Here is a 23,169-nt window from a genome sequence, read left to right on the forward strand (position 1 = left end):
ATGGTGCGGCCGAGAAGACTCGAACTTCCACGGGGGTTAGCCCACAGCGACCTCAACGCTGCGCGTCTACCAATTCCGCCACGGCCGCACGCCAAAAGACTTGAGGTAGAGTGGGTTGTGATTATCAGAAGCGCGGGGGCTGCGCAAGTGGGGGCACTCCTGAGTTCCCTCTCCCATGGGGAGAGGGAGGAATAGGGGGGATTGTAACGCGCCGCGTTTCACCCTATTTTCCCCCTATGGAAATCAAAACCAGCACCGATTTTGTCGAATACCCGGACGCCCTCCGCTTTATGGAGGACCGCGTCGCGGCCATCCATGCGGGTGCGGCGGGGGATATGGTGTGGTTGCTGGAACACCCGGCCCTCTACACCGCGGGGACCAGCGCCAAGGCGTCCGATTTGCTGGATGCGCGCTTCCCGGTTTTTGATGCGGGGCGGGGTGGGGAATACACCTATCACGGCCCCGGTCAGCGCGTCGGGTATGTGATGCTCGATTTAAAGAAGCGTCAGCAAGTACCTGACTTAAAAAAATATATCTGGCAGCTTGAAGAATGGGTGATCCGCGCCATCGCGACGTTTGGTGTGAAGGGTGAGCGGCGCGAAGGGCGCGTCGGCATCTGGGTTGTCACGCCAACGGGTGAATCAAAAATCGCGGCGATCGGTGTGCGCATTCGCCACTGGATCACCTATCACGGTGTGTCGATTAATGTTGATCCTGATTTATCGCATTTCACTGGCATCGTGCCGTGTGGCATTCGCGATTACGGTGTGACGTCCTTAAAGGCGCTGACCGGGGTCGATGTACCCATGGAGGCGTTGGACAAGGCGTTACTGGAGGCGTGGGGCAGTGTTTTCTCCCTCAGCGTTTCCGGCATAAATTCTGCGGCGTGATGGAGTGCGTAATCGCGCAAAGCGGATGAGAATCCCGTCATAACAGACTGAAGTCTTTCCATTTTTTCTGCATCAATTTCAAGTGTGACCGGGTTCATATACTGATCCCGTACCACTTCAATCTGGATGCAATGGATGCCGTCATTGGGGGTGGAAAACTGGCGCAACAAATTGGCCCCGGAGAAGGGATCGTTGCGCGATGTTTTGTATCCGGTCTGTTCAAAATAGGCGGCGGCAAAATCGATCAGGGCCGGGTTGCACGCCGTGCCGTTCAAGTCACCCAGAACAATATCGACATCGTGAAGGTGTGTTTCCTCCGGCTTGAACCGGCGGCGCATGGAGTGCATGTCGCAATACAGGGCAAAGCCATGTTCATCGCGGGCATGATGCAGCATTTTTTGTAGGGTTTCGTAATATGGGCGGTGATACGAAACGATGCGGTTCTGAACTTCCGCGCTGTCGGGACGCAGATTTTCGTTGAAAATATTCACCATGCCTTTGTCCGGGTGGCGGACATATTCGGCAAACAATCCGAACCCTTCCTGAACATAGGGGGTCAGTTTATAGGGCAGGGTCCAGGAATCCCGTAAAGCGGCGGGATTCAGCTCATCCTCCGACCGGTTGAGGTCGATGCAGGCGCGGTGGATCAGCATTTCCAGAACGGGGCTGCCCGTGGCGGGAATGCCCGCCAGAAATTTTTCGACATGAAGGTCGGAAAGATGAGGAAAATCAGATGGTTCGCAGATGTAATCGAAGTGCGACGGGACAACCGTGCCGCTGTGCGGCGTATCGAACACAATGGGCGAGCGGCGGGTGCCGTTCGGAACATCGTGTATGATAAGGGGTTGATTCACCATTGAAAAAATACCTGTTTACAAAAAACATCATACTAATCCGCGGCCAGGTTGACAAGGTGCTGTTCCGCATAATTTGCGGAAAATGTAACCAGTTTGTCGATATCATCCTTTAACGCATTGTAATTCTTGTTTCTTTTGTTTTTGACCTCGTCCCAGTACAGGGCTTTGTTAATCTCAATCTGAATGGAGTGGCGGCCCCGGGCCGGGTCGGCATAGCGGCGGACCAGCTCCACACCCTTGTACGGGTTGTTCACACTGACTTTGTAGCCCAAACCTCTTAAGAAATCCCTTAGGGTGTGGGTGAAGGCAATATCGCAACTGGTCCCGTCGCGGTCGCCCAGAACGAAATCCGGTTGCGCCGGAAACACCGGCGGCACGGTCGGGGCGGCCGGAAATGGTCCGCGCGCCGGCAGTGTCATGGCCGCAGCCGAGGGCATGGAATGACAATTAATATGCCAAACCTGTCCATAGCGATAATGCGCGTCATCGATCAGATGTTTCAGGCACGCATGATAGGGGTGGTAATAATTGTGGATGCGATGCTGGATCGCGCGCACCGAAAGCTGTTTGTCATAGACGGGAACGCCCGGGCGCACCAATCGCCGGATCAATCCGATCCCGGCATAAGACCGCATGCTGGGGCGGAGCGGTCCCGGCCATTTTTCCGACAGCAGGTCGACATCAATGTCATCCTCCGCCCGGTTGGTGTCTATGTAGCACCGGGGGAACAGGGCGCATAATAATGTGCCGCCCGCATCCGCGACGGTGTCGAACAAGTGATCGACATCGTTATCTTCCGCCCGCTGCAACATGTCGAAGTCACAGGCATATCCAAAATCATCCGGGTAATCGCGTCCGCTGTGCGGTGAATCAAAAATCACCGGAACCTCACGCGTGCGGGGTTTTGTGACGTGGTACAGGCGGTCGCGGTGCAATGGGGGCGGCAATTGATTGATCATCATTTTGGTGTGCGGCTGATACGTTGGCGGATGGAGTTCATCCAAAATGTGAGGCCGTTGCCCGGGCCATCACGGTGAATGGCATGTGCGGATTTCACAACGCCAGCGGCGAAGGCCGCCTGCGCCGCGCGAAACCGTTCGCCAATTTCGGCAGGGGATTGGGCGCTGGGGTCGATGGCGCGGATATGGCCATCAAACGCCATCGCGGTTTCAAAAATGGTTGATCCGGCGGAGTCATAGGCGGCGGCAACATCGTTCTGTGCCATGCGGTCTTCCGCCGTGGCCCAGGGGATGGGCGAGCTGTGATTCATCTTCACGGCATCCCAATCCACGGTTCTGTCTGTGAGCGCCAGTTTCAGGGCCACCCATTGCAGGTCCAGCGGGGAGCCCAGCATCTCAACCCGGCAGGTGGCGACGGTTTGTTCGCCCTTCATAAATTCGACCGGGATCTGGATGGTTGAGCCTTTGCCAAGCGAGACATTCCTGTAAAAATTCCAGAATCCTTCGTCCACATTGGGGATCGTGTGACCCAACTGGCTGGCGGCAGTGCTAAATTTCTTGTTCAGAGTGGGCATTTTTTTATAGGCACTCGTGCTGTTTCCCCATTTTCGTCATACCGGCGAAGGCCGGTATCCATACAATCCATCCTATGGACCCCGGCCTTCGCCGGGGTGACGGGTGGGGTGGTGGGGGTATTTTCGCGTATCCCATGCCCCCTTTACCATTCGGGGGCAAGTTATTATAAGTATTACAGATTTTATATTAAACCATGCCGCTTGCAAAAGCCTTAACCGGAGCCGGATATGCACGATCTTCGCGCCATCAGGGAAAACCCTGAAATCTTTGACAAAAACTGGGCCCGTCGTGGTCTGGCGCCGCAAACATCTGCCATTTTGGCCCTGGATGAACAGCGCCGCGCCCTGCAAACCCAGATGCAGGAGCTGCAAAACCGCCGTAACGTCGCCTCGAAAGAGATTGGCCAGATCAAAGCCAAGGGCGGCGATGCCAGTGCCCTGATGGATGAAGTGGCCGCGATTAAAGAAAAAGCCCCGGCGCTGGAAGCCGAAGAAGCCGCCTTGGCCGAAAAGCTGAATGGCATTCTGTCCAGCCTGCCCAACATCTTGGATGCCGAAGTTCCCGTCGGACCAGACGAAGACCACAACGTCGAAGTCCGCAAGGAAGGCACGCCGAAAACCCAAAGCGGTCCCGACCATGTTGCCATTGGCGAAGGTCTGGGCATGATGGATTTTGAAACGGCGGCCAAAATGTCGGGCGCGCGTTTCGTGTTGATGCATTCCGGTTTGGCCCAGATGGAACGGGCTTTGGCACAGTTCATGTTGGACACCCACACCCGCGAACATGGTTATACGGAAGTATCGCCGCCGTTGCTGGTGCGTGACAACGCCGTGTATGGCACCAACCAATTGCCGAAATTTTCCGAAGATCTGTTCCGCACGACCACGGATCACTGGCTGATCCCGACGGCGGAGGTCTCGCTGACCAACATGGCGGCGGACATGATTATGGATGCGGAATCCCTGCCGTTGCGCGTGACCGCCTTTACCCCATGCTTCCGGTCCGAAGCCGGCGCAGCGGGTAAAGACACCAAGGGCATGATCCGCCAGCACCAGTTTTATAAAGTGGAAATGGTCACCATCACCACGCCGGATCAATCGGCGGCGGAACATGAACGCATGACCAATTGCGCGGAAAATATCCTGCGCAAACTGGAATTGCCGTTCCGCACGATCATCCTGTGCGAAGGGGACACCGGGTTTGGCGCACGCCGTACCTATGACCTCGAAGTCTGGCTGCCGGGGCAGGGGAAATACCGTGAAATTTCCAGCTGTTCCAACTGTGGCGACTTCCAGGCCCGCCGGATGAAGGCCCGCATGCGCCGCCGTGGTGGTAAGGACGTCGAATTCGTCCATACCCTGAACGGGTCGGGTCTGGCCGTGGGCCGGGCGCTGATCGCCGTTTTGGAAAATTACTACGATCCGGCCGATGGTGGCGTGTTTGTTCCGACCGTTTTGAAACCCTATATGGGCGGTTTGGACAAGATTATGCCGCTGGACGCCAACGCCCGCGTGTTACAGGCCGCGGCGGGGTAAGATTACCCATTCAGTATTAGGAGAGGCAGCCCCTCTCTCCAACCCCTCTCCCATAGGGAGAGGGGCTTTTTATTTGGGGTTTGGCCGTGTTCCCCTCTCCCCATGGGAGAGGGGTTAGGGGAGAGGGCGGGACCTGCTGGAAAAAAGCCGGATATTCCCCGTTGTCCCCCGGCCCATGTGTGTTTAGAATCGCCGGTGTTATGAACACACCCACACCCGCCCCAAAGATCATCCGCCTGATTATGGCCCTGCGCAGTGCAGGCATCACCGACACGGCCGTCCTCAGCGCCATGGAGCGGATTCCGCGCGAGATTTTTATCCCGCGCGCGATGCAGGATCAGGCGTATGAGGATATTGCCCTGCCCATCGGACGCGGCCAGACGATCAGCCAGCCTTTCATCGTCGCCTATATGACCCAGGCGCTGGAGCTGAACGACCGGATGAAGGTGTTGGAAATTGGCACCGGGTCGGGGTATCAGGCGTGCATTCTCTCCAAACTTGTTCGCAGGGTTTATACGATTGAACGGCATAAACCTTTGTTGGAACATGCCGAAAAGATTTTTGAGCAGTTGAAAATCCGCAATATCACGGCGATTGCCGGGGATGGGATGAAGGGCTGGCCGCAACAGGCCCCGTTCGACCGCATCATCGTCACCGCCGCCGCGCAGGATTCTCCGCCGCAAGCGTTACTGGAACAACTCTCCATCGGCGGCATCATGATCGTGCCCGTGGGGCGCACGGGTCATCAGGTTTTAAAACGGTACAAGCGCGAAGGCGATGATACCTATGCGGTCAAGGATTTGTTGCCGGTACGGTTTGTGCCGCTTCTGCCTGATCTGGCCCGGTATAGCGAAAATGCCGACGACCCGGTTGAAAACGATGACGGCGCGTAAATGGTTTTGCATTGTTGCCGGATTGTTGATGGTGTCGGGATGTGGTTCGGCACCGTACGATGTTCACACCTATAAATTCGGCCAGCATGGCGGCGCGGGCAGTTCCGGCGCGCATGTCGTCGCTGCCGGGGACAGTGTCTATGCGCTGGCCGAACGTTATCGGTTGGATATGCGCGATATTATCACCGTCAATAATTTGAATGCCCCCTATACGTTGGAACCGGGACAGCATTTGCTGCTGCCGCCGCCGCGCGAATATAAGGTGCGCGCTGGGGACAGTCTTTATACCGTGTCGCGTTTGTTCGGGGTCAGCGTGACCGATATTGCGCGGCTGAACAATCTGCGCACACCCTATACCGTTGTGGCGGGATCGACATTACGCATTCCCGTAACGGCGGTAGAGGAAACCGTGACGCGTCAGCATGTGGCCATGAAGGGCGCGGCCAGTACCGATGTGATTGAACGGGAAACATTGGCCCCGGTTAATCGGCCGTCACGCCCGGGGGCCGTAACGGCAGAAGTATTGCCTGCGCCATCGCCTGTTCCATCGTCTGGCCCATCGGCGGGAGCGTCGCCATCGTCGGCGTCTATCCCCGCGCCAGATGTTCGCCCGGCGAACCAGGCGTCACCAAAACTGGCCGCAAAAATTCCTGAAACGGTTCCGCCGCGCGCCTCGTCCAAATTCCTCCGCCCGGTGGAGGGGAATGTGATTTCGTCCTATGGCGCGAAGGCGGGCGGCCTGCATAATGATGGCATCAACATCAAGGCGGCAAAAGGGACACCCGTAAAAGCCGCCGAAAACGGCGTGGTTGTGTATGCCAGCAATGAGATGAAAGGCTATGGCAACATGGTCCTGATCCGCCACGCGGACCGGTGGATGACGGCGTATTCCCATATGGATTCCATCAGCATCAAACGCGGCGACACGGTCAAACGCGGGCAGGCCATTGGCACGGTGGGAATGACGGGGTCCGTGGATACCCCGCAACTGCATTTCGAAATTCGCCGCGGGGTTCAGGCACTGAACCCGGAAGCCTATCTGGATGGGCGGAAATCGTAATGGGTGGTGTGATCGGCCTGATGGCGGCGGTCCAGCAAGTCGGATGGCTGGTTGCGGGTTTGTTTTTCTGGTTCATCGCGTGTGTGATGATCCTCAGCCATGTCCATGATCGTCGGACCAAAACCACATATACCGGGCAGATTGCCGCTTTGCGTGTGCGTGGTGACGCGGCGAAGGGCAAGGCCGTTTATTATCCGATTGTGTCCTATACCAACGACGTTGGTGTGGTGGTTGAGGCAGAAACGCGCCACGGGTCATCGGGGTTGTCCGGAAAGTTGCCGGGGCGGGTTGTGCGCGTGATGCCGGATGTGCACGAACCGCGCGTGGCAACCATTCGCGATGGGTCCGGGATTGTCCTGACTCTGGTTTTGTGGGGTATGGGGGCCTTGCCGATTGCGATTGGTGTTTTGCAATATCCTGTAACGCCCTACACAATTTTTATCTTCGTTATCTTTGGTGCGTGGGTTGCGTGGAGAATTGCCCGCATGATCCGTCCGCGTCATGAATGGCAAAGCCGCGAAGAATTTCGTAAACGCAAGGCCGCAGAACTGTTGGCTAAACGCGCACAATGTCCGCGGATCAATCGCGATGAGGCCTTGGCACAATTAAAAACCATGGATGATCTGGCGCTCCGTTTTTTGCCGCTGAGCGTTTTGGTGGCTTTTGTTTTCATGGGCGTTGCCGGGTGGGTGGCGTATGACACAGGCACAATATTGCATAACCGCGCTTATGCCGAAGGGCGCGTTGTTGCCCTTGATCGGCCATCGGGGTCCGATGCTTATTATCCGGTGATTGAATATCGCACCCACGATGATGAATGGGTGCGTTTTACCGACAAGGCGGGCAGCAATGCGCCCAGCGTATCGGTCGGGCAGGGCGTTGATGTCATTTACGATGCGCGCAACCCGGATCGTGCGATGATCGAGGCGGGCGTGTCGGCGGTCTGGATCGTTGTGCTGGCCTCTGGTTTGGTCGGGTTGGCGGTGCTGGTGGCGGCGATCCGAACCGTTTTGGGGGTTGCGGGGCACCGTCGTCGGGGATATGTATCGATCTAACATATTGATTTAAATAAGATTTGTCCTTTTTATTGGGGCGTAAAATTCTTGCAATATTTCATAATGTTGCGCTACTGTGCCGCCCTGACAGGGCGAGATCCATGAAATTTTTGGGCATTAGTTTCGGGTTTAACAAGGGCAGCGGTGGGGCACAAACCACGGCGGCTTTGCCCGCGCCTGCAGAATGTTCGGCATCTGGTGTTGCGGCATCGTTTCAACGCGCCGTCTATGGCGTGACATGCCGCACATTGTCGTACCCGGCGGTTGTTGCAGGGGATGCGGTTTATTATCGCGCGTTGGCCACCACGACGACATTGGATCAATGGTGCATTCAAAAAATTACCGAACGCGCGGTTCAGTTGGAATCGAATAAAGCCCCGGTGGCCACCCCCAACAGAAAAATTGATGTTGTAAAAGAGGGGTTGGGTTTTTTTGATGCGCTGACCTATCTGGCCCGTGTGGAACAGGCATCGAAGATTGATCCCATCGGCCCCACGCGCGAAGAACTGGGCATGGATCATTACGAGGCCTTTGGCCTTTTGCACGATATCATTCCGGATGTGAACGGCATGCCTCAACCGACAATTGGTGGGCATCCTGCGGTGGCTGGGGTTTACGCGGATACGGCAACGGCGGCATTGTATGATGCGCGCGGGCAATTGGAATTAAAATCCATGCTGGCCCCAAAGGCACAAATGGATGCGCGTGGGAATGTCCTGAACCTTGGTGAAAAATTGCGCAATTTTATGGTTCAGTCGCGCAAGGAAGATGATTTAAAACGTGCGGCGCAAATTATGACGTTGTGGGTTGATCTATGTGCGGAGATTTGGAACAGGGACGATCTGTGTATCTCTGATCAAGGCTATCCGTCTTATGACAGTGAACCGTACAATGATCTTGCTCAATCATCATTGAATTACCGTTACGGTGTTGACATTCAATGTTACCGTTTTGACAGCGCGTATGATTATCGTGCCAGCAGTGTGTTTTCCCGCTGTGAAAAAATCTTAAGCGGAATCACCACATTCAGCGCGGAAGAAAAAGCAACGGTTCATTCCTATCTGCGGGAAGTGGCCTATATCGCTATGGTCCAAGACGCGGCCTATGTGTTGCGTGAGGCTAAAAATACGTCGGATGAAGCGGCCAAGGCATCAAAAACAATTTCCAGTATCCAGGATTCCGCCGCGCGGTTGCAGAGCGAGGCCAATGGCAAAGCGTATTATAAGGACGCCGTTGCAGATGAATATCAACGTCGCTTTATGGCTGATGTTGAAAGCTGGACCATGTTAAAGGCCATGCCGGATCACATCGTGTCCGCGGCCAGGGCCATGCAACGTATGGCCGGAGAGGCGGCGCAAATGCGCCACCAGGTTCTGGTGGAGGCGAAAGCCGCCCAGAGCAAAAACAGGCTCGGTTAGGCATGGGGTGAATTTATCCCACTGATATTTAATGGTTTTTGTTGTTTTTCTTACCCATAATTTTCTTGCAATATTCCATAATATAACGCTATCCTGCCCCATTCTGAAATAATGGGGGCAAGCCCCTATGCCGAAGGGCTGAGCGCGATGAAATGGTTGTTGAAAGATAAGGGTGCAGCGGACCGTGATGAGCGATCATTGCGCGACCAGCTGTTGGATAATTTCCGCCGCGCCAAATATGGCACGACATGTCGCACCTTGGCATTCCCAACCCAGATGGATGGCGAAAGCGAATATTACCGCGCCACGGCCACCACGCCGTTTTTGGATCAATGGATGGTGCAACGTGTTGTTGACCGTGCGGTGTTGTTGGAAGAATCAAATTTGCCCGTGGCCACCGACAACATCAAGCCGATCATCGTCAAAGAAAAGATCAATTTCTTTGATGCGATTGAGTATCTGGCCCGGTTCGAAGTAACCAGCTTCAGCGATCCCGTGGGGCAGGACCGCGATGCACTGGGCGCGGAACATTATGAAACGTTTGCCATGCGGCACGAAATTTTGTTCGACGCATCCGGCATGCCCCAGCCGACCATCAATGGCCAGATCGTAACCGACAATGCCTATGCCAAGCAGATGTTGGAAAAATTCAATGAGGTTCAGAGCCAAAAACTGAGCCTTTCTGATCAAGGCAGTGTGTGGCTGTGCGAGCAATTTAAGCAAAAAAGCAAGCTGGACCCGCTGGTTGAAAATTACCTGCGTAATAACAAAATTATGCTGGATGGGAGCGCCCTCATTCAAATTGTAAAGCCCGTGACGGACTTGTTTGATCATATGTGGCGTAATAAATCGCCCCATGTCTGGACCGATCCGGAGTGCCGGGATAAGCCACTTCTGCGCCTGGCACAACGTTTTGAAGGTCGGGTTGAACGCGAATATATGGCAGATCGAACCAAGGCTTTGTTCAGTCTAGTGCGACGGGATGCAAAATCGCCAATCTTTTCTGGTGCCGCAAAAGATTTGATTGAAACATTTCTGGATGAACTTGAATCCATCGCCCTGACACAGGAAGCGGTCTATCTGACGCATACGACGGGATTGCGCGATAACGAAAAAAATAACTGGATTTTGAAGTCTATTCGTAATCGTTACCTGGAATTACAGGGGGGTGGCCTGACGGCGCGATTTAATCCGTATTCTGCTGTACGTAAAGAATTTGACGATATTGTCCGCAATGCCATTTTTTTAGACCATGTTCCGCCGCATATTACCAAAATTGTGCGCGGCCTTGAAAATGGGCGTGCAACGGCGATGGAGGTTATAAAAAGCATCATGAGAAAGACTATCAATTGAAAACGGGTTTTTTGAAAATTTGGGGGTGGCCGTGGGCATCTGCTCCGCAGGAAGAGCGGGCATTATTGCCCGCGCCGGTGCAAGAGGAGTTGTCCGAATCCTTTTCAAAGGCTGCGTTCGGTCGTAAATTCCGGACCTGTGAATATACCAACGTCCATTTGCCCGAAGGCAATAGCCAGTATTTAAAAGTCGTTGCTCTGGCTGCCGATCAATGGAATGTGGTTAAGGTGTCCCAAATGGGGGATGATTACACCACCGTTTCTGTTTTGGAAAACGTTCCGTTTGGCAAGGCTGCGCAATATTTGCTGGAATATGAATCTACTGCGCTAGATATGAATTTGCTGCCCTGTGGTGCAGATAAAAACGATCTGGGGTTTGACCATGTCGAAAATTTCTGTCTGCGCGAGGGGTTCGTGCCGGATCGTAACGGGCGTTTGCATGAACCGGTTGCGGGTGAAATTGTCACATCCGGCAATTTTGATCCAAAAAATGTGAAAAAATACGAAGATTTATACGCGCAAATTCAAAGCAAGAATTTGGTTCTGACGAATGTTTGGAATTCGCAATCCATAACCGATCTATTCGCCCATTATAAAGACGGCCCGCAATGGAGCGACGTGCGTCAAGATATTACTCATATGCACCGTTTGAAAGAGATCTATTTCGCGGTGCGTTGTGCGGTTTTGATTGAACAATGTGTCCTGGATATTCAAAACGGATCAAAAAAATACAATGATGATCCGGTGAATAAGATCACAGGTCTTTTGGTGTTTGATGGATATTGGATCAATGATGAAGATATTCGCAATATGGCCGCAGCCGTGGTGGAAGATCGTAACTATACCATCGCGGATCATATTATTAAACGATCGATAGATATCATCGGAAATCCTGTCGACGAATTGGCCGATATTAAGGCCGAAGCCATTCGTTTCCTGCGAGATCTACGCATTTTTGAATGTGTGCGGGAAAGCAAAGATTTATTGTCAAACGGTGCCGTTTCCATGGGGGCGTATGAGAAAGAAAAAATTGATGAATGGATGTGTAGCGTGGTCACGATGGCAAAAAACAATGGCTATTCCGATGCGCAGGTCGACGATATTCGATCGGCTATGTGTAACGCCACACCTGTAAAAGAATTACCCCATGGGATCATAGACTTCATGAGTGGGCTTGAGAAAGCTTATCGTTCCGTTGCCATGGCGATTGACCAAAAAATTGGAAATGATCATGCGGTGGTTGGTGAATACAAGCGATTGCCACAATCATCTACCATCCACGTCACGCGCAAAAATGGCAGCAGTTCCGGGTGGGAATGGTAAGTAGGCGGCATGCAGAGATAGAAAAACGGCGATCCATTAACAGGATCGCCGTTTTTGTTTGTGCGGATTCAGTTATGCCGGTTTGGGCACGCCTGGGCTTTTTTTCAGGGAGGCCAGGCTGGTCAGCGGTTTGGCGTTGTCCGGGTTGGCCAGCCATGTGGCGTGAACCATATAGGCACCGTCTTTCATTACGACGCCTTCGGCATTATTGCCGCTGATCCGGTCGCGCAGGGATTGAACGGCGGCTTCGCCCGTGGCTTTCAATTCACCCAGTTGCGGTTTGACCTTGGAAAACGTATTGGCCAGCGTGGCGGCCATCTGAGCCTTGCCAATCAATCCACCTTTAACGGCACCAAGGAAGCTCATCGCCAGAGCCGGGGCCTCGTCTTTCAGCGTTTTGCCAACGCTCTTCAGATTTTCGACGGCCGCGTTCTTATTAAAGGCGAGGGCGGCGACGCCATCCTTTTTCAAAGCCGAGAGCATTTCAACCAGAGACACGGAGTCTTTTGCAGGTGTCCATTCCGGTTGGTTCAGCATACGGTACAGGCACAAAGACTGATCCAATTTGCGGATTTTGGTCTGGTCCAGATTGGTGGAGGCGAGCAGGGCGCTATACACCTTGCGCAGATCATTCAGGGAGCCCGCCACATGGTAATTCTGCCCCCCTTCACTTGCGCCGACAGCCAGAACATGGGTTGGTTTCGTGGTCATCGTGTTCTCCAAAAATTCGTTTAAATTCAATGTGTTAATATCCTGTAGCCTGAGTGTAGCCAAAAGACGGAAAAAAAGAAAGGAATTTTTCATAAAAAGCTTGCGCCGACCATCGGTGCGGGACTATAAGTTTCCGTAATATTTACGGCGTGCGCCAAAACCACATTAAAGGAACGAACAATGGCACCGAACAAAACGACAGATATTCAAGTTGAAGTTCTGCAGGGTGAAGACGGAACGCGTTTTTATAAAGACATTCCAGATTATCGCACAGCCGATGAAGAAACACGCGCCCTGATGGATGCCATGATTGATGGTGTCGATTGGCGCGATTTGAACACCATTATTGGCTTCGGTAAGGAAGCCAAAGACGGCGTTCTGCAAGTTTCACGTAAAATCAATGAACGTGTAATGGCCGACAACAGCTTTATCGCCGAAATGCGCGAATGTGCCGATGCTGTTTCCGGATTGGACATGGGGGCTTTGACTCAGCGTTTGGACGATTTGGCCAAAGGTGGTTTTGATATCGTAAAAAATAACAAAGCCGAAGTTGGAACAGGCTTGGCGCTGGCCATGTTCGTCAATCCGATTGTTGGTCTGCTGGCCGGGTTGGGCATGAAAGGTGCGCGCGTTGGAAAAGAGAAATACGATCAAGTGAAGGGCAAGGTCCGCGGTGAAATGGACCATGCAAAAGAAGCCGAAGCTGCCCGCGATGATTTGCGTAAGGCCATTTTGACCACGCGCGCATTGGTGGAAAAACTGGAAACCGCGAAAGAAAAAATCCCGAGCTACATTAACGAAGTGAATGCCATGGGCGGTGCGCGAACCAAGGCTTATGGTGCACTGACGCTGGCTATTGGTGCGGGGCAAGAATTGCAACGTCGCTTCTATGAAGAGATTTTGCCTGCGGAACAAGAAAATGGCGCTATTAGCCTTGAAGAACTGCAACAATTGCAGATGGCGGGTGATGTTATGGCCCGTACCGTCGAGGGCTTGCTGGGGTCGCGCGCAAACAGCTTGCAAAACATTGTGACGTTGTCAGAATCCTTGAAAATGTACACCCAGATGTACGTGAAGATTGAAGAGCATCTGACGTCGTCAGTGGGTGAGTGGGAGGGTCAAATTGCCCACGGTAATCTGATGGTGGATCGTATCGAGTTGCAGGCTGTCATTACTGCGGCAGATAAGAAGAGCGCAGACCTGGCAGAAAAGAGTGAGAAACTGCACGAAACATCTCGTGTCATGCACCAGAAGAGCATGGAGCAGGGGACATTCCACTTGGCACAGATTGCCGCTTCAACGGAACGTCTGGCGCAGCGTCTGTCTTCGGAAATGCTGACGATTACAGACCAAAGCCGCCGTCATGTTGCCGCACAAGAACGTCTTGAGCAGGCAACGCAGACCTTGGCAGAAACCTTCCAGTCCAATGCGCAAAAACGCGCCCAGCTGTTGGTGGGCTCGGCAACCAGTGACAAATTGTCCCTGCGGTTTGAGCAGAAAGCGGCCGGAAATGACAACGCACCCGACGTCGCAGAAGAGGCTCAGGTGATTGAGCAAACTGCAACCGCAGGCAAGGCTGAAAGAAAACCCCGTGCCCCGCGCACCGCAAAACCGGCCGCTAAACCGGAATAAGGCCCGAAATCTGGCTTAACGGCCTTATTTCACAGGAAAATTATGAACAAGCCCGCCAATCGCTTGCGTTTGGTGGGCTTGTGGCTATAGTCCGGGGACGATTCCACACATCTTTGTTACGAAAAATACGAGGGTTTTTGCGCCATGTTTATCTCTATCGCACATGCATCGGCTGATGCCGCCGCCGCAACCGGTTCCACGGGCGGGATGCTGACATCCAACCTGCTGATGATCCTGCTGATGGTTGTTATGTTCTATCTGCTGCTGATCCGTCCGCAACAACGCCGTTTCAAAGAGCACCGCGACATGCTGGACGCCCTGAAGAAGGGCGACAAGGTTCTGACCGCTGGTGGTCTGATCGGTGCGGTTGATTCCATCGACACCACGAATGGTGAAGTGGTTGTCGATTTGGGTAACGGTTTGAAGGTGACGGCTCTGCGCTCCACCATCCAGACCCGTATCGACCCGAAACCGGCCAACGATACCGTTAAGAAGTAATAGAGACGGTCCAAAGAAGGGCGACCCCCATGATTTATATTGAGACCTGGAAAAAGGTTCTGATCGTTCTGGTCTGTGTTCTGTCGCTGGTCTACAGCGCGCCGAACCTGCTGGATCAGTCCACGCGCGAAAAGATGGCCCAGACGATGCCGGGCTTCGTTCCGCACAAGGCGGTCAATCTGGGGCTGGATCTGCAGGGCGGGTCGCACCTTCTGCTCAAAGTTGAATTGGGCGACGTTCTGACGCAACGGGCCGATACGCTGGTTCAATCCCTGCGCCCGGAATTGCGCGAAGCCAAAATCGGCTATACCCGGATTGCCCCGGTTCCAAATGGTGTGCGGGTTTCCCTGCGCGCCGATGCGGACGTGGATCAGGTGAAGTCAATCATGCGCAAGCTGGATTCCGACCTGACCGTTCTTGTCAGTGAAGACGGGAAAACAGTTGAGGGGACGTTGAGCGAAGAGGCGGTGAAGAAAATCGCCGACCAGACGCTGGGTCAGTCCATTGAAATCGTACGCCGCCGGGTTGATGAATCCGGAACACGCGAACCGGTGATCGCACGTCAGGGTGATGACCGTATCGTCCTGCAATTACCGGGTGTTGATGACCCGCAACGGATCAAAGAAATTTTGGGTAAAACGGCCAAGCTGTCTTTCCACATGGTGGATACGGGCACGTCCGGGACGTCGTTGGCCGAAGGGGGCGGAACGCGCAGTTTGCCATCCGCCGATATGCCGGGTGTTGATATCACCATTTTCCGTCAACCGATTTTGACGGGCGATATGCTGACCAACGCACAACCATCATTCCAGCAACAGGGGCCGGCGGTCAGTTTTAACCTGAATTCCGTAGGGGCGCGCCGTTTCTGTGATGTGACCAGCAAGCCGGAAAATATCGGCCAGCCCTTTGCCATCGTTCTGGATGACGTGGTGATTTCCGCCCCGGCCATTCGTGAACCGATTTGCGGCGGCGCTGCCCAGATTTCGGGTAGCTTTACGGTTGAAGAAACAAACGATCTGGCTTTGTTGCTCCGCGCCGGTGCGTTGCCTGCTCCGTTGAGCGTGATGGAAGAACGGACTGTGGGCCCGTCCCTGGGGGCGGATTCGGTTGAGGCCGGGAAAACGGCGTGCCTGATGGCGTTGTTGTTTGTGATTATTCTGTCCATGACTGTCTATGGGTTGTTTGGCGTGTTTGCGTCTGTGGCCCTGTTACTGAACATGGTGATGATCATGGCGATTATGTCAGTGTTGCAAGCCACGCTGACCCTGCCGGGGATTGCCGGTATCGTTCTGACCATCGGTCTGGCGGTGGATGCCAACGTGCTGGTGTTTGAACGGATGAAGGAAGAATTGCGGTCCGGGCGCAGCATTAATTCTGCACTGGATACGGCCTATCGCCGCGCTTTGACGACCATTACCGACTCCAACCTGACATCGTTGATTGCGGCTTTGGTTCTGTTTTCCTTTGGCACCGGGCCGATCAAGGGCTTTGCCGTGACCATGACCATCGGCATTATTACGTCGTATTTCTGTTCGCTGGCGTTGACGCGGGCGATGATTGTGACGTGGTTGCACACCGTTAAACCCAAATCCATCCCGGTTTAAGAACAGGCCGGAGAGGGCAGGACATTATGATTATCAAGCTGATCCAGCTGGTTCCCGACAACCTGAAGATTGATTTCTTCGGTCACCGTTTCTACGCCTTTATGATGAGTTTGATCATCATTGGCGGGTCGATCCTGTGCCTGGCGACCAAGGGCCTGAATTTCGGGATTGATTTTACCGGTGGTACGGTCATTGAAATCGCCGTAGAAACCGACCCGGATCTGGTCGGGATGCGCGAAGATTTAAATGCGTTGGGTTTGGGTGATATTTCGATTCAGGAATTTGGTGATGCCAAGTCCCTGATGATCCGCCTGCCGCAGCAAGAGGGCGGCCCGGAAGAGCAACAAGGTGCCATTCAAAAAGTGCAGGACACGTTGACCGCCGAATTTGGCGAAGGTCAGGTTGATTTCCGCCGCACCGAATTTGTTGGCCCGCAGGTGGGGCAAGAGCTGAAGCGGGATGGCCTGATTGCGATGATTGTCGCCATTCTGGGCATCATGGGGTACATCTGGATCCGGTTTGAATGGCAATATGGGGTTGGGTCTTTGCTGGCCTTGATCCATGACGTCATGGGTATTCTAGGCTTGTTCTCGTTGACCCAAATGCACTTTGACCTGTCCACGCTGGCGGCCATTTTGCTGGTGGCGGGGTATTCGATTAACGAAACCGTGATCATTTTTGACCGTATCCGTGAAACGATGCGGAAATTCAAAAAGATGCCGATGCCGGACATTATCAACTATTCCATTAACTCCACATTGCCGCGGACGGTCATGACTTCCGGGTCGACCATTCTGGCCATTACGGCGTTGTGGCTGTTTGGCGGTGAAGTGATCCGCAGCTTTACATCCGCTCTGTTCTTCGGGATTTTGATTGGTACGCACTCGTCTTACTTTGTGTCGGCGCAATCTTTGTTCTATCTGAAACTGCGCCCGAATCCGAATGATGCAGGCAACGGTAACGGCGAAGAAGTGGCCGCATAATCCATCATGGATGTGACACCGCTCGTTCCCTCCGGGGCTCAGATTATCCAGGCCTATGCGGATGGAACATTCCGCGTATCCGGCGTCGTGCATGACGGTGCGGTGATGGTCTTCCCTGATAAAACTGTAAGTTGGACCGTATCGGTAAACGCGGATGTGGGCGTGGATGATTTCGCACCCCTTCTGGACCGTGCAGGCGAATTTGATGTCGTGCTTTTGGGTCTGGGTGCGACGGTCACAAACCCGCCGTTCGAATTGCGCCGTGCGTTGAAAGAGCGGGGCTTGAGTGTTGATTTTATGGATACCGGTGCGGCATGCCGCACCTATAATGTTTTGATGGCCGAGGGGCGACGCGTGGTTGCCGCCCTTTTGCCGGTTTAACGCCTAGCCAATTTGAGGGATAAAAAATGGCTGATCCGACGATGATGGCAAACCTTGCGACCGACATGACGATTGTCGAAATGTTGATGAGCCCGGCTGTATGGTTGAGCTTTGCGACATTGGCTCTGCTCGAAGTTGTTCTGGGCATCGACAATATTATTTTCCTGTCGATCATTACCGACAAATTGCCAAAACACCAGCAACCGCTAGCGCGAAAAATCGGGCTGGGGCTGGCTTTGCTGATGCGGATTATCTTGCTGTCGATGATTGCGTGGATTGCAACGCTGACAACACCCGTTTTCACGTTCTTCGCCGGTCCGGAAGGACTGGACCCGCATACAGTTTCGTGGCGTGACATGATCATGTTGGGGGGCGGTTTGTTCTTGCTGTGGAAAGGGACGGGCGAAATCCACCATACAATGGAAGGCCATGACGAAGATGTAACGGGCAAAAAATCCGCTGTATTCGGCTGGGTCATTGTCCAGATTGCTATTCTGGATCTGGTCTTCTCGCTGGACTCTGTCATTACCGCAGTTGGTATGGCCGATCATTTGCCCGTTATGATTGCCGCCGTTGTGTTCGCGATTGCTGTTATGCTGTTCGCGGCAGAGCCGGTCAGCAAGTTTGTGCATGACCACCCGACGATTAAAATGCTGGCCCTCAGCTTCATTCTGCTGGTGGGTGTGGTGTTGATTGCCGATGGTCTGCACCTGCATATTCCGAAGGGCTACCTATACTTCGCGATTGCGTTCTCGTTGGGTGTGGAAACGCTCAACCTGCTGTCCGCGAAACGCCGGGCACGCAAAAACGCGGAGGCTGCGCACTAAGCCGCAGGACCATAAAAGAAAAATGCCCGGTTATGCCGGGCATTTTTTATTGTTCGTGTTTTGCCTTTATGGTCCGGGCGGTGTGTTTGTATTAACCGCCCGTGACAACAGGAAGCTGGGTTGACGGATGCCGTACCCGGTAATGCGGATGGATGCATCATCTATCGTAACCAACGAAAAGGCCCCAATCGCGCGGCCCAGAATGGTATGACGCTGAACCAGCGATTGCTGGGTGATATAATGAATCCCGTTGATTTCATGGTGTTGATTGCGGTGGCGGTGGCCGGCCATGCAAAGGATGACCTTGCCGCTGTCTTCCATCATTTTGCGAATATCTTTGCCCTCGCGGTAAAAGGCGGGGAAATAGTTGGTCAAATTCTTCTCGATATACTCGTCATCTGCAGCGGAATTATCCAGCGGGACGTGGGAAAAAACGATGCAGGGTTTGGCCGCACGGGCGAGGGCATCGCGGAACCAGTCAACATGGCTGGCCCAGGCGGATAAATACCCGTCGCCATCGCGCCCGTTCACGTTCGGACTCCACAGGATCAAATTATAATCACCCACATCGACCAGTTGCGATTCCGGGGAATAGCCCAGGATGGCGGCGTTATCGGCACGCGACAAGTTTTTCAGATCATGGTTGCCGTTAATTGAATAATGCGGGCCCGATCGCTGATTGAAATGCTGGGTCAGTTGCTTCAAGTAATGAGCATCATCAGCCGGAGTCTTGAGAATGACCCGGTCCCCCATATCTACAGAAAAATCGACCCCGTTCCCGTTCGCGACTTTGACAAACCGGTCCATAAGCTTCGGTGCTTTGGACCCTTTTTTATTATTGATGTCAAAGCCGTAATGAATATCGGTCACGACTGCAAAACGTAACGCCATGAAGGGGTTATAGCAGATTCGTATTCCGCCCTCCCAGAAAAATCGGATTGCGGCCATCCCGTTGAAACGTCATGGAAAAAAGGGGCCGCTGCAATGGCAGGGGCCCCTTTAATCGTTTGTGCGCTGCAAATTAAGCGGCGATTTTCAGCGGACCTTTTTCAAACAACTGGCCGACATAGTCCCAGTTGATCAGGCTGTCGACAAAGGCTTCCAGATATTTTTGGCGCGCGTTGCGATAGTCGATGTAATAAGAGTGTTCCCAAACATCGCAACCCAAAATCGGCGTCTTGCCATAGACCAGTGGGTTTTCGCCGTTGGCGGTTTTAGTGATTTCCAGTTTGCCCGTCGCATTGTCTACGGCCAGCCAGCACCAGCCGGACCCGAATTGCGTCATACCGGCCTGAATGAAATTGCCACGGAATGTGTCAAAGCCCCCCAGATCGGATGTGATTTGTGCATCCAGTTTCCCGGGGATGGATTTTCCACCACCGTTCTTTTTCATCCAGTTCCAGAAATGGATGTGGTTGTAATGCTGGCCCAGTTGGTTGAACAACCCGGCTTTGGATTTGTCTTTGAACGCGGCGACCATCGCTTCTTCCAGCGACAGGTTTTCCAGACCGGATCCGGCCAGCAGCTCATTGCCCTTGTCCACATAGGCTTTGTGGTGTTTATCGTGGTGGAATTCCAGCGTTTCACTCGACATAAAGGGTTGGAGTGAATCATACGCATAGGGAAGTTCGGGAAGGATGAGAGCCATGCTATTCTCCTGATCGCAATTATGGTTATAATCTCTTGCGGTATTAGACCGCTGACCAAGATACATCGCTGACGGGTTTTGACAACAGTGAAAACAAGTAAAGATTCATTAGGGTATGCAGGCGATCTGGTCCGGGATCAGGATCCGGACCGTTTTATGATAACCCTGTTTTTTGACGGTGATGTCCGTGCCGATTTGTGGACGCTGTATGCCTTTCACCATGAAATCGCCAAAACGCGTGAAGTGGTTACCGACACGCATATCGGTCTGATCCGTCTGCAATGGTGGCGTGACGCGATTGCGGCGATGTATGATGGCGGCGACGTGCCGCATCATCCGATTACCGAACCACTGGCCGATATGATTAAACGGCGCGGGTTGAACCGCGAATGGTTTGATGCGGTGATCTACGCCCGCGAATTTGATCTGGAAGATGTTCTGCCCGGCAATTTACCTGGCTTGATCAATTACGCCGATTTCACACAAACGCCGTTGATGCGTCTGGCGTTACAAATTACCGGCGATGATGTCGATGCACCCGATGTCGCGCCGATTGCGATTGGGTGGGCGTTGTCCGGTTTGATCCGCGCCGTTCCATTTCATGCGGGGCAATCGCGGTGTTTCATGCCGGGGGATTTAATGAACCGGGCGGGGTTATCGACCGATGCGCTGTATGCCGGGCGCGATTTGGATAAACTGTCCGCAATTGTTGCGACCGTGCGGGATCAGGCCCAAAGCATGATCCAAAACCTGTCGGGGAGCAGCCGTCTGGCGCGCCTGTATCATGCCATGGCATCGTTCGATCTGGCTCGTGTGGCCAAGGCACAGGACAATGTTTTTAGGGCAAAACTGGCCCATCGCGGCCCATTTTTCCCGCTTTTACTCTGGCGCGCGGCTCGAAAGTAACATTTTGGAAAGACCCCGGCCTGTATAATAAAGACGGGTCAAAAAAAGGGGTTTCTGATGGCTTTACCGCCGATTATTTCGAACTTGCCGATCTTCAAGTTCTTCCGTTCGGAAGCGCCGACGCAGGCGCCGCAACAAACACAAACCGCAAAATCCGGTGGCGGGGCGTTGCCGCGCGACGTGGTCGAAGTGTCAGAGGCTGCGCTGGATAAACTGAGCCAGTCACAAGACAAAATCCGCAACGAAGCGCAGGCGCGTGATACGGCGGAAGATGTCCGGGATGACCTGGCCGAGAATGACGATGTATCCCTCGGCCTGGATGAAGAGCGTCTGAGCGCTTAGACTTTAAATCCTATAACGGATTATTTGTTGTGCTGGGCGCCGTCGGGCCCAGAATGTGCATCTGCTCGATGGCTTCCTGACGCAAGGCCGGGTCGCTTGGCAGGTTGTCCGCCGCCGGCGCAGGCATCGGTGCTGGCATCGGTGCTGGGGCTGGTGCGGGGTTTGCCGACGATGTTGCCGCCTTTGCGTTATCTTCAATTTTTTCCATCGCATCAGCGTCCGGCTTCAAAACAATCGGCGGTGGGTTATGCGGATCGGTTGGTCGCACGGGTTCCGGCACACGCGGCGCATCTGCGACAGACGCCGGTCCTTCAGCCGGGGCGGTGGTTTCCGTGGCAGATTCCGGTGCCGGTACCACATCTGCCGCTTGTTCAGGTGCAGGTGCGGCAGGTGTTTCAGAAACCGTCGGGGCCGCAGGGGCATCATTTGTCTGGCCTAGGGCCGGAGCGGCGATGGCCTCGGGTTTTGTTTCCGCTTGCGTCTCAGCCTGTGTTTCGGGTGCGGTTGTTGTGTTTGTCGCGGGGGCGTTCAATGCGTCTTCCGCGCTGACTTCGGTGGGAGCTGTGGCTTGTGTCGCGTCCTGTGCCGGAGGCGTTGGCGTTTCGGCTATTGCGCCAACGTTCAGTTCAGCCGCAGGGGCCCCTGCGGCGGTTTTGCGTGCAACGGCGGCGTCCTTGCGATCTTGCTGTACGGCGCGGTGATCTGCAAGATGATCGCGATGTTCCGCCTGAATCCGCTTCATGGCATTGCGTTTGCCATACGGACCGGTTTGTTCCATCTCAACAAAAATTCCAGTATTGGCGAGGAAAAAATCACGATAATCCGCTCGCTGTGTTTCAATACGCGGGCGCCATGCCGCGACCAGATCATCGGCATTACCGTTCATCCGCGTGCGGGTTTGTGCCATGGTCAGGGCCTCTGTCGTCCACGGGCGGCCGCGTTCCGGAATGGAATTGGCGTTGCGGATAAAGGTGCCTTCGCCTTCGCGCAGAATGATGCGGCCACGATTTGTTTCAATCGTCAGTTCGCCTTTCGGCACGTAGACACCGTACAGGTCGTCGACCATGCCGGCCCAGACATCGGTGCCGCGAACGTTGATTTTACCGTATCCGGTGACCAGCGTGACATCCGGTCGTTCGGCATCCGCAACCTGTCCCGGTTGGAAATGAAATGGGCCGATAGGAAAGCGGAAGCGGGCGAAGCTTTGTTTTGAATCCAGATCGTTGAAATTGAAATTATCAATGCCCATTTCAGCTTCGGCACCAATCGCGGTGCGGCTGCCGTCGATGAAGGCGATCATGGCGCGGCTGTCTTTGCCCGTGGCGATGACATCGTGAATTGCAACCGGGGCGCCAACGGTTAATTGTTCCGCCGCTGCGCCCGCACCGCCGCGCAGAATCATGGCCGATCCATCAATCGCTACAACTGTGCCGATGGATGGCAGGGTGCGCGCGTCTTCCTCGCTCGCGGCGGCGGCGGGGGCAGACGTTGCGTTCTGCGCCATCGCAGGCAAAGCGAGAACCGTCAAGGCCATGGCCGAGGTGACAACGCTGCTGAGAAGGATGTGGCGATAGTGGTTCATTATAAAACTCTTTCAATGGATGCGGGTGGTCCGATTCTCCAGACCATCACAGTGTTAGGCTGGATTTTGGCGGATTTGCGGCCCGATCTCAATGAAATCGGGCCGTTTTTATGGGGTTTTCCGCAATATTGGTGACT

Annotated in this window: 22 protein-coding genes, 1 tRNA gene and 1 pseudogene; 16 read left to right on the plus strand and 8 right to left on the minus strand. The window is 54.0% G+C overall.

Annotated elements, in window-relative coordinates; genetic code table 11:
* Position 1: 1 nt before the first annotated feature.
* Positions 2 to 88, minus strand: a tRNA-Leu gene (locus tag MICA_RS03825).
* Between the two features lie 148 nt (positions 89 to 236).
* Here MICA_RS03825 and lipB point away from each other — a divergent pair.
* On the plus strand, positions 237 to 890 hold the full coding sequence (lipB, locus tag MICA_RS12015) for a lipoyl(octanoyl) transferase LipB (RefSeq protein WP_081463062.1): 654 nt from the start codon (positions 237 to 239) through the stop codon (positions 888 to 890).
* A 107-nt stretch (positions 891 to 997) separates the two neighbouring features.
* Here the strand turns inward: lipB and MICA_RS12305 are convergent.
* The 3 genes and pseudogenes from MICA_RS12305 to MICA_RS03840 all read right to left on the minus strand — a co-directional run.
* Positions 998 to 1,747 (minus strand): annotated as a pseudogene (locus tag MICA_RS12305) (N-formylglutamate amidohydrolase); the annotation flags it as partial.
* A gap of 32 nt (positions 1,748 to 1,779) precedes the next feature.
* A complete protein-coding gene (locus MICA_RS03835; RefSeq protein ID WP_014102378.1) occupies positions 1,780 to 2,709 on the minus strand; it encodes an N-formylglutamate amidohydrolase in 930 nt (309 codons plus the stop codon).
* Positions 2,706 to 3,281 (minus strand): hypothetical protein, encoded by a 576-nt coding sequence (locus MICA_RS03840; protein WP_014102379.1) that lies wholly within the window; start codon positions 3,279 to 3,281, stop codon positions 2,706 to 2,708. The genes MICA_RS03835 and MICA_RS03840 overlap by 4 nt, the downstream gene beginning before the upstream one ends.
* A 228-nt stretch (positions 3,282 to 3,509) precedes the next feature.
* Here MICA_RS03840 and serS point away from each other — a divergent pair, with 228 nt between their 5' ends.
* The 7 genes from serS to MICA_RS03875 all read left to right on the plus strand — a co-directional run bounded on the left by serS (position 3,510) and on the right by MICA_RS03875 (position 11,918).
* A complete protein-coding gene (gene serS, locus MICA_RS03845) occupies positions 3,510 to 4,817 on the plus strand; it encodes a serine--tRNA ligase (RefSeq protein ID WP_014102381.1) in 1,308 nt (435 codons plus the stop codon).
* A 200-nt stretch (positions 4,818 to 5,017) separates the two neighbouring features.
* The gene (locus MICA_RS03850) at positions 5,018 to 5,710 is read left to right on the plus strand and encodes a protein-L-isoaspartate(D-aspartate) O-methyltransferase (protein WP_014102382.1); all 693 of its coding nucleotides are present in this window, start codon (positions 5,018 to 5,020) and stop codon (positions 5,708 to 5,710) included.
* Positions 5,673 to 6,770: a LysM peptidoglycan-binding domain-containing M23 family metallopeptidase gene (locus MICA_RS03855; RefSeq protein WP_236619959.1), complete on the plus strand. Its 1,098-nt coding sequence runs from the start codon at positions 5,673 to 5,675 to the stop codon at positions 6,768 to 6,770. The genes MICA_RS03850 and MICA_RS03855 overlap by 38 nt, the downstream gene beginning before the upstream one ends.
* Positions 6,770 to 7,825 (plus strand): DUF3592 domain-containing protein, encoded by a 1,056-nt coding sequence (locus MICA_RS03860; protein WP_014102384.1) that lies wholly within the window; start codon positions 6,770 to 6,772, stop codon positions 7,823 to 7,825. Before MICA_RS03855 ends, MICA_RS03860 begins: the two co-directional genes overlap by 1 nt.
* 101 nt (positions 7,826 to 7,926) lie before the next feature.
* Positions 7,927 to 9,243, plus strand: a complete 1,317-nt coding sequence (locus MICA_RS03865) for a hypothetical protein (RefSeq protein WP_014102385.1) — start codon at positions 7,927 to 7,929, stop codon at positions 9,241 to 9,243.
* Positions 9,244 to 9,390: 147 nt separating this feature from the next.
* Positions 9,391 to 10,596, plus strand: coding sequence for a hypothetical protein (locus MICA_RS03870; protein ID WP_148260415.1), 1,206 nt, complete (start codon positions 9,391 to 9,393; stop codon positions 10,594 to 10,596).
* An 89-nt stretch (positions 10,597 to 10,685) separates the two neighbouring features.
* Entirely contained in the window at positions 10,686 to 11,918 is a 1,233-nt protein-coding gene (locus MICA_RS03875; RefSeq protein ID WP_236619960.1) for a hypothetical protein, read from the plus strand.
* A 72-nt stretch (positions 11,919 to 11,990) separates the two neighbouring features.
* Here MICA_RS03875 and MICA_RS03880 read toward each other — a convergent pair whose 3' ends face one another.
* The gene (locus MICA_RS03880) at positions 11,991 to 12,629 is read right to left on the minus strand and encodes a hypothetical protein (protein WP_236619961.1); all 639 of its coding nucleotides are present in this window, start codon (positions 12,627 to 12,629) and stop codon (positions 11,991 to 11,993) included.
* 180 nt (positions 12,630 to 12,809) lie between these two features.
* On the opposite strand from MICA_RS03880, the gene MICA_RS03885 reads away from it, so the two are divergent.
* From MICA_RS03885 to MICA_RS03910, 6 genes are all read left to right on the plus strand, one after another.
* The gene (locus MICA_RS03885; RefSeq protein ID WP_014102389.1) at positions 12,810 to 14,261 is read left to right on the plus strand and encodes a coiled-coil domain-containing protein; all 1,452 of its coding nucleotides are present in this window, start codon (positions 12,810 to 12,812) and stop codon (positions 14,259 to 14,261) included.
* Between the two features lie 144 nt (positions 14,262 to 14,405).
* Positions 14,406 to 14,759, plus strand: a complete 354-nt coding sequence (gene yajC / locus MICA_RS03890) for a preprotein translocase subunit YajC (protein WP_014102390.1) — start codon at positions 14,406 to 14,408, stop codon at positions 14,757 to 14,759.
* 29 nt (positions 14,760 to 14,788) lie between these two features.
* Positions 14,789 to 16,363 carry a protein translocase subunit SecD gene (gene secD, locus MICA_RS03895; RefSeq protein WP_014102391.1) on the plus strand — a complete coding sequence of 525 codons (1,575 nt, stop codon included), beginning with the start codon at positions 14,789 to 14,791 and terminating at the stop codon, positions 16,361 to 16,363.
* A 26-nt stretch (positions 16,364 to 16,389) separates the two neighbouring features.
* Positions 16,390 to 17,346 (plus strand): protein translocase subunit SecF, encoded by a 957-nt coding sequence (secF, locus tag MICA_RS03900; RefSeq protein WP_014102392.1) that lies wholly within the window; start codon positions 16,390 to 16,392, stop codon positions 17,344 to 17,346.
* Between the two features lie 6 nt (positions 17,347 to 17,352).
* Complete coding sequence (locus MICA_RS03905) at positions 17,353 to 17,727, plus strand: Mth938-like domain-containing protein (protein ID WP_014102393.1); 375 nt, start codon at positions 17,353 to 17,355, stop codon at positions 17,725 to 17,727.
* A gap of 26 nt (positions 17,728 to 17,753) precedes the next feature.
* A complete protein-coding gene (locus MICA_RS03910) occupies positions 17,754 to 18,554 on the plus strand; it encodes a TerC family protein (protein ID WP_014102394.1) in 801 nt (266 codons plus the stop codon).
* A gap of 66 nt (positions 18,555 to 18,620) precedes the next feature.
* On the opposite strand, the gene MICA_RS03915 is transcribed toward MICA_RS03910, so the two are convergent.
* Both MICA_RS03915 and MICA_RS03920 read right to left on the minus strand, forming a co-directional pair.
* Positions 18,621 to 19,445, minus strand: a complete 825-nt coding sequence (locus tag MICA_RS03915; protein WP_148260417.1) for a metallophosphoesterase family protein — start codon at positions 19,443 to 19,445, stop codon at positions 18,621 to 18,623.
* 130 nt (positions 19,446 to 19,575) lie between these two features.
* The gene (locus MICA_RS03920; RefSeq protein WP_014102396.1) at positions 19,576 to 20,202 is read right to left on the minus strand and encodes a superoxide dismutase; all 627 of its coding nucleotides are present in this window, start codon (positions 20,200 to 20,202) and stop codon (positions 19,576 to 19,578) included.
* Positions 20,203 to 20,289: 87 nt separating this feature from the next.
* Between MICA_RS03920 and MICA_RS03925 the strand changes: the two genes are divergently transcribed.
* Both MICA_RS03925 and MICA_RS03930 read left to right on the plus strand, forming a co-directional pair.
* Positions 20,290 to 21,108 carry a phytoene/squalene synthase family protein gene (locus MICA_RS03925; protein WP_014102397.1) on the plus strand — a complete coding sequence of 273 codons (819 nt, stop codon included), beginning with the start codon at positions 20,290 to 20,292 and terminating at the stop codon, positions 21,106 to 21,108.
* 57 nt (positions 21,109 to 21,165) lie between these two features.
* Entirely contained in the window at positions 21,166 to 21,450 is a 285-nt protein-coding gene (locus tag MICA_RS03930; protein WP_014102398.1) for a hypothetical protein, read from the plus strand.
* A 10-nt stretch (positions 21,451 to 21,460) separates the two neighbouring features.
* On the opposite strand, the gene MICA_RS03935 is transcribed toward MICA_RS03930, so the two are convergent.
* Positions 21,461 to 23,032, minus strand: coding sequence for a FecR domain-containing protein (locus MICA_RS03935; protein WP_014102399.1), 1,572 nt, complete (start codon positions 23,030 to 23,032; stop codon positions 21,461 to 21,463).
* Positions 23,033 to 23,169: the final 137 nt, after the last annotated feature.

This window comes from Micavibrio aeruginosavorus ARL-13 (genome assembly GCF_000226315.1).
In the GTDB taxonomy this organism is placed as follows: domain Bacteria; phylum Pseudomonadota; class Alphaproteobacteria; order Micavibrionales; family Micavibrionaceae; genus Micavibrio; species Micavibrio aeruginosavorus_B.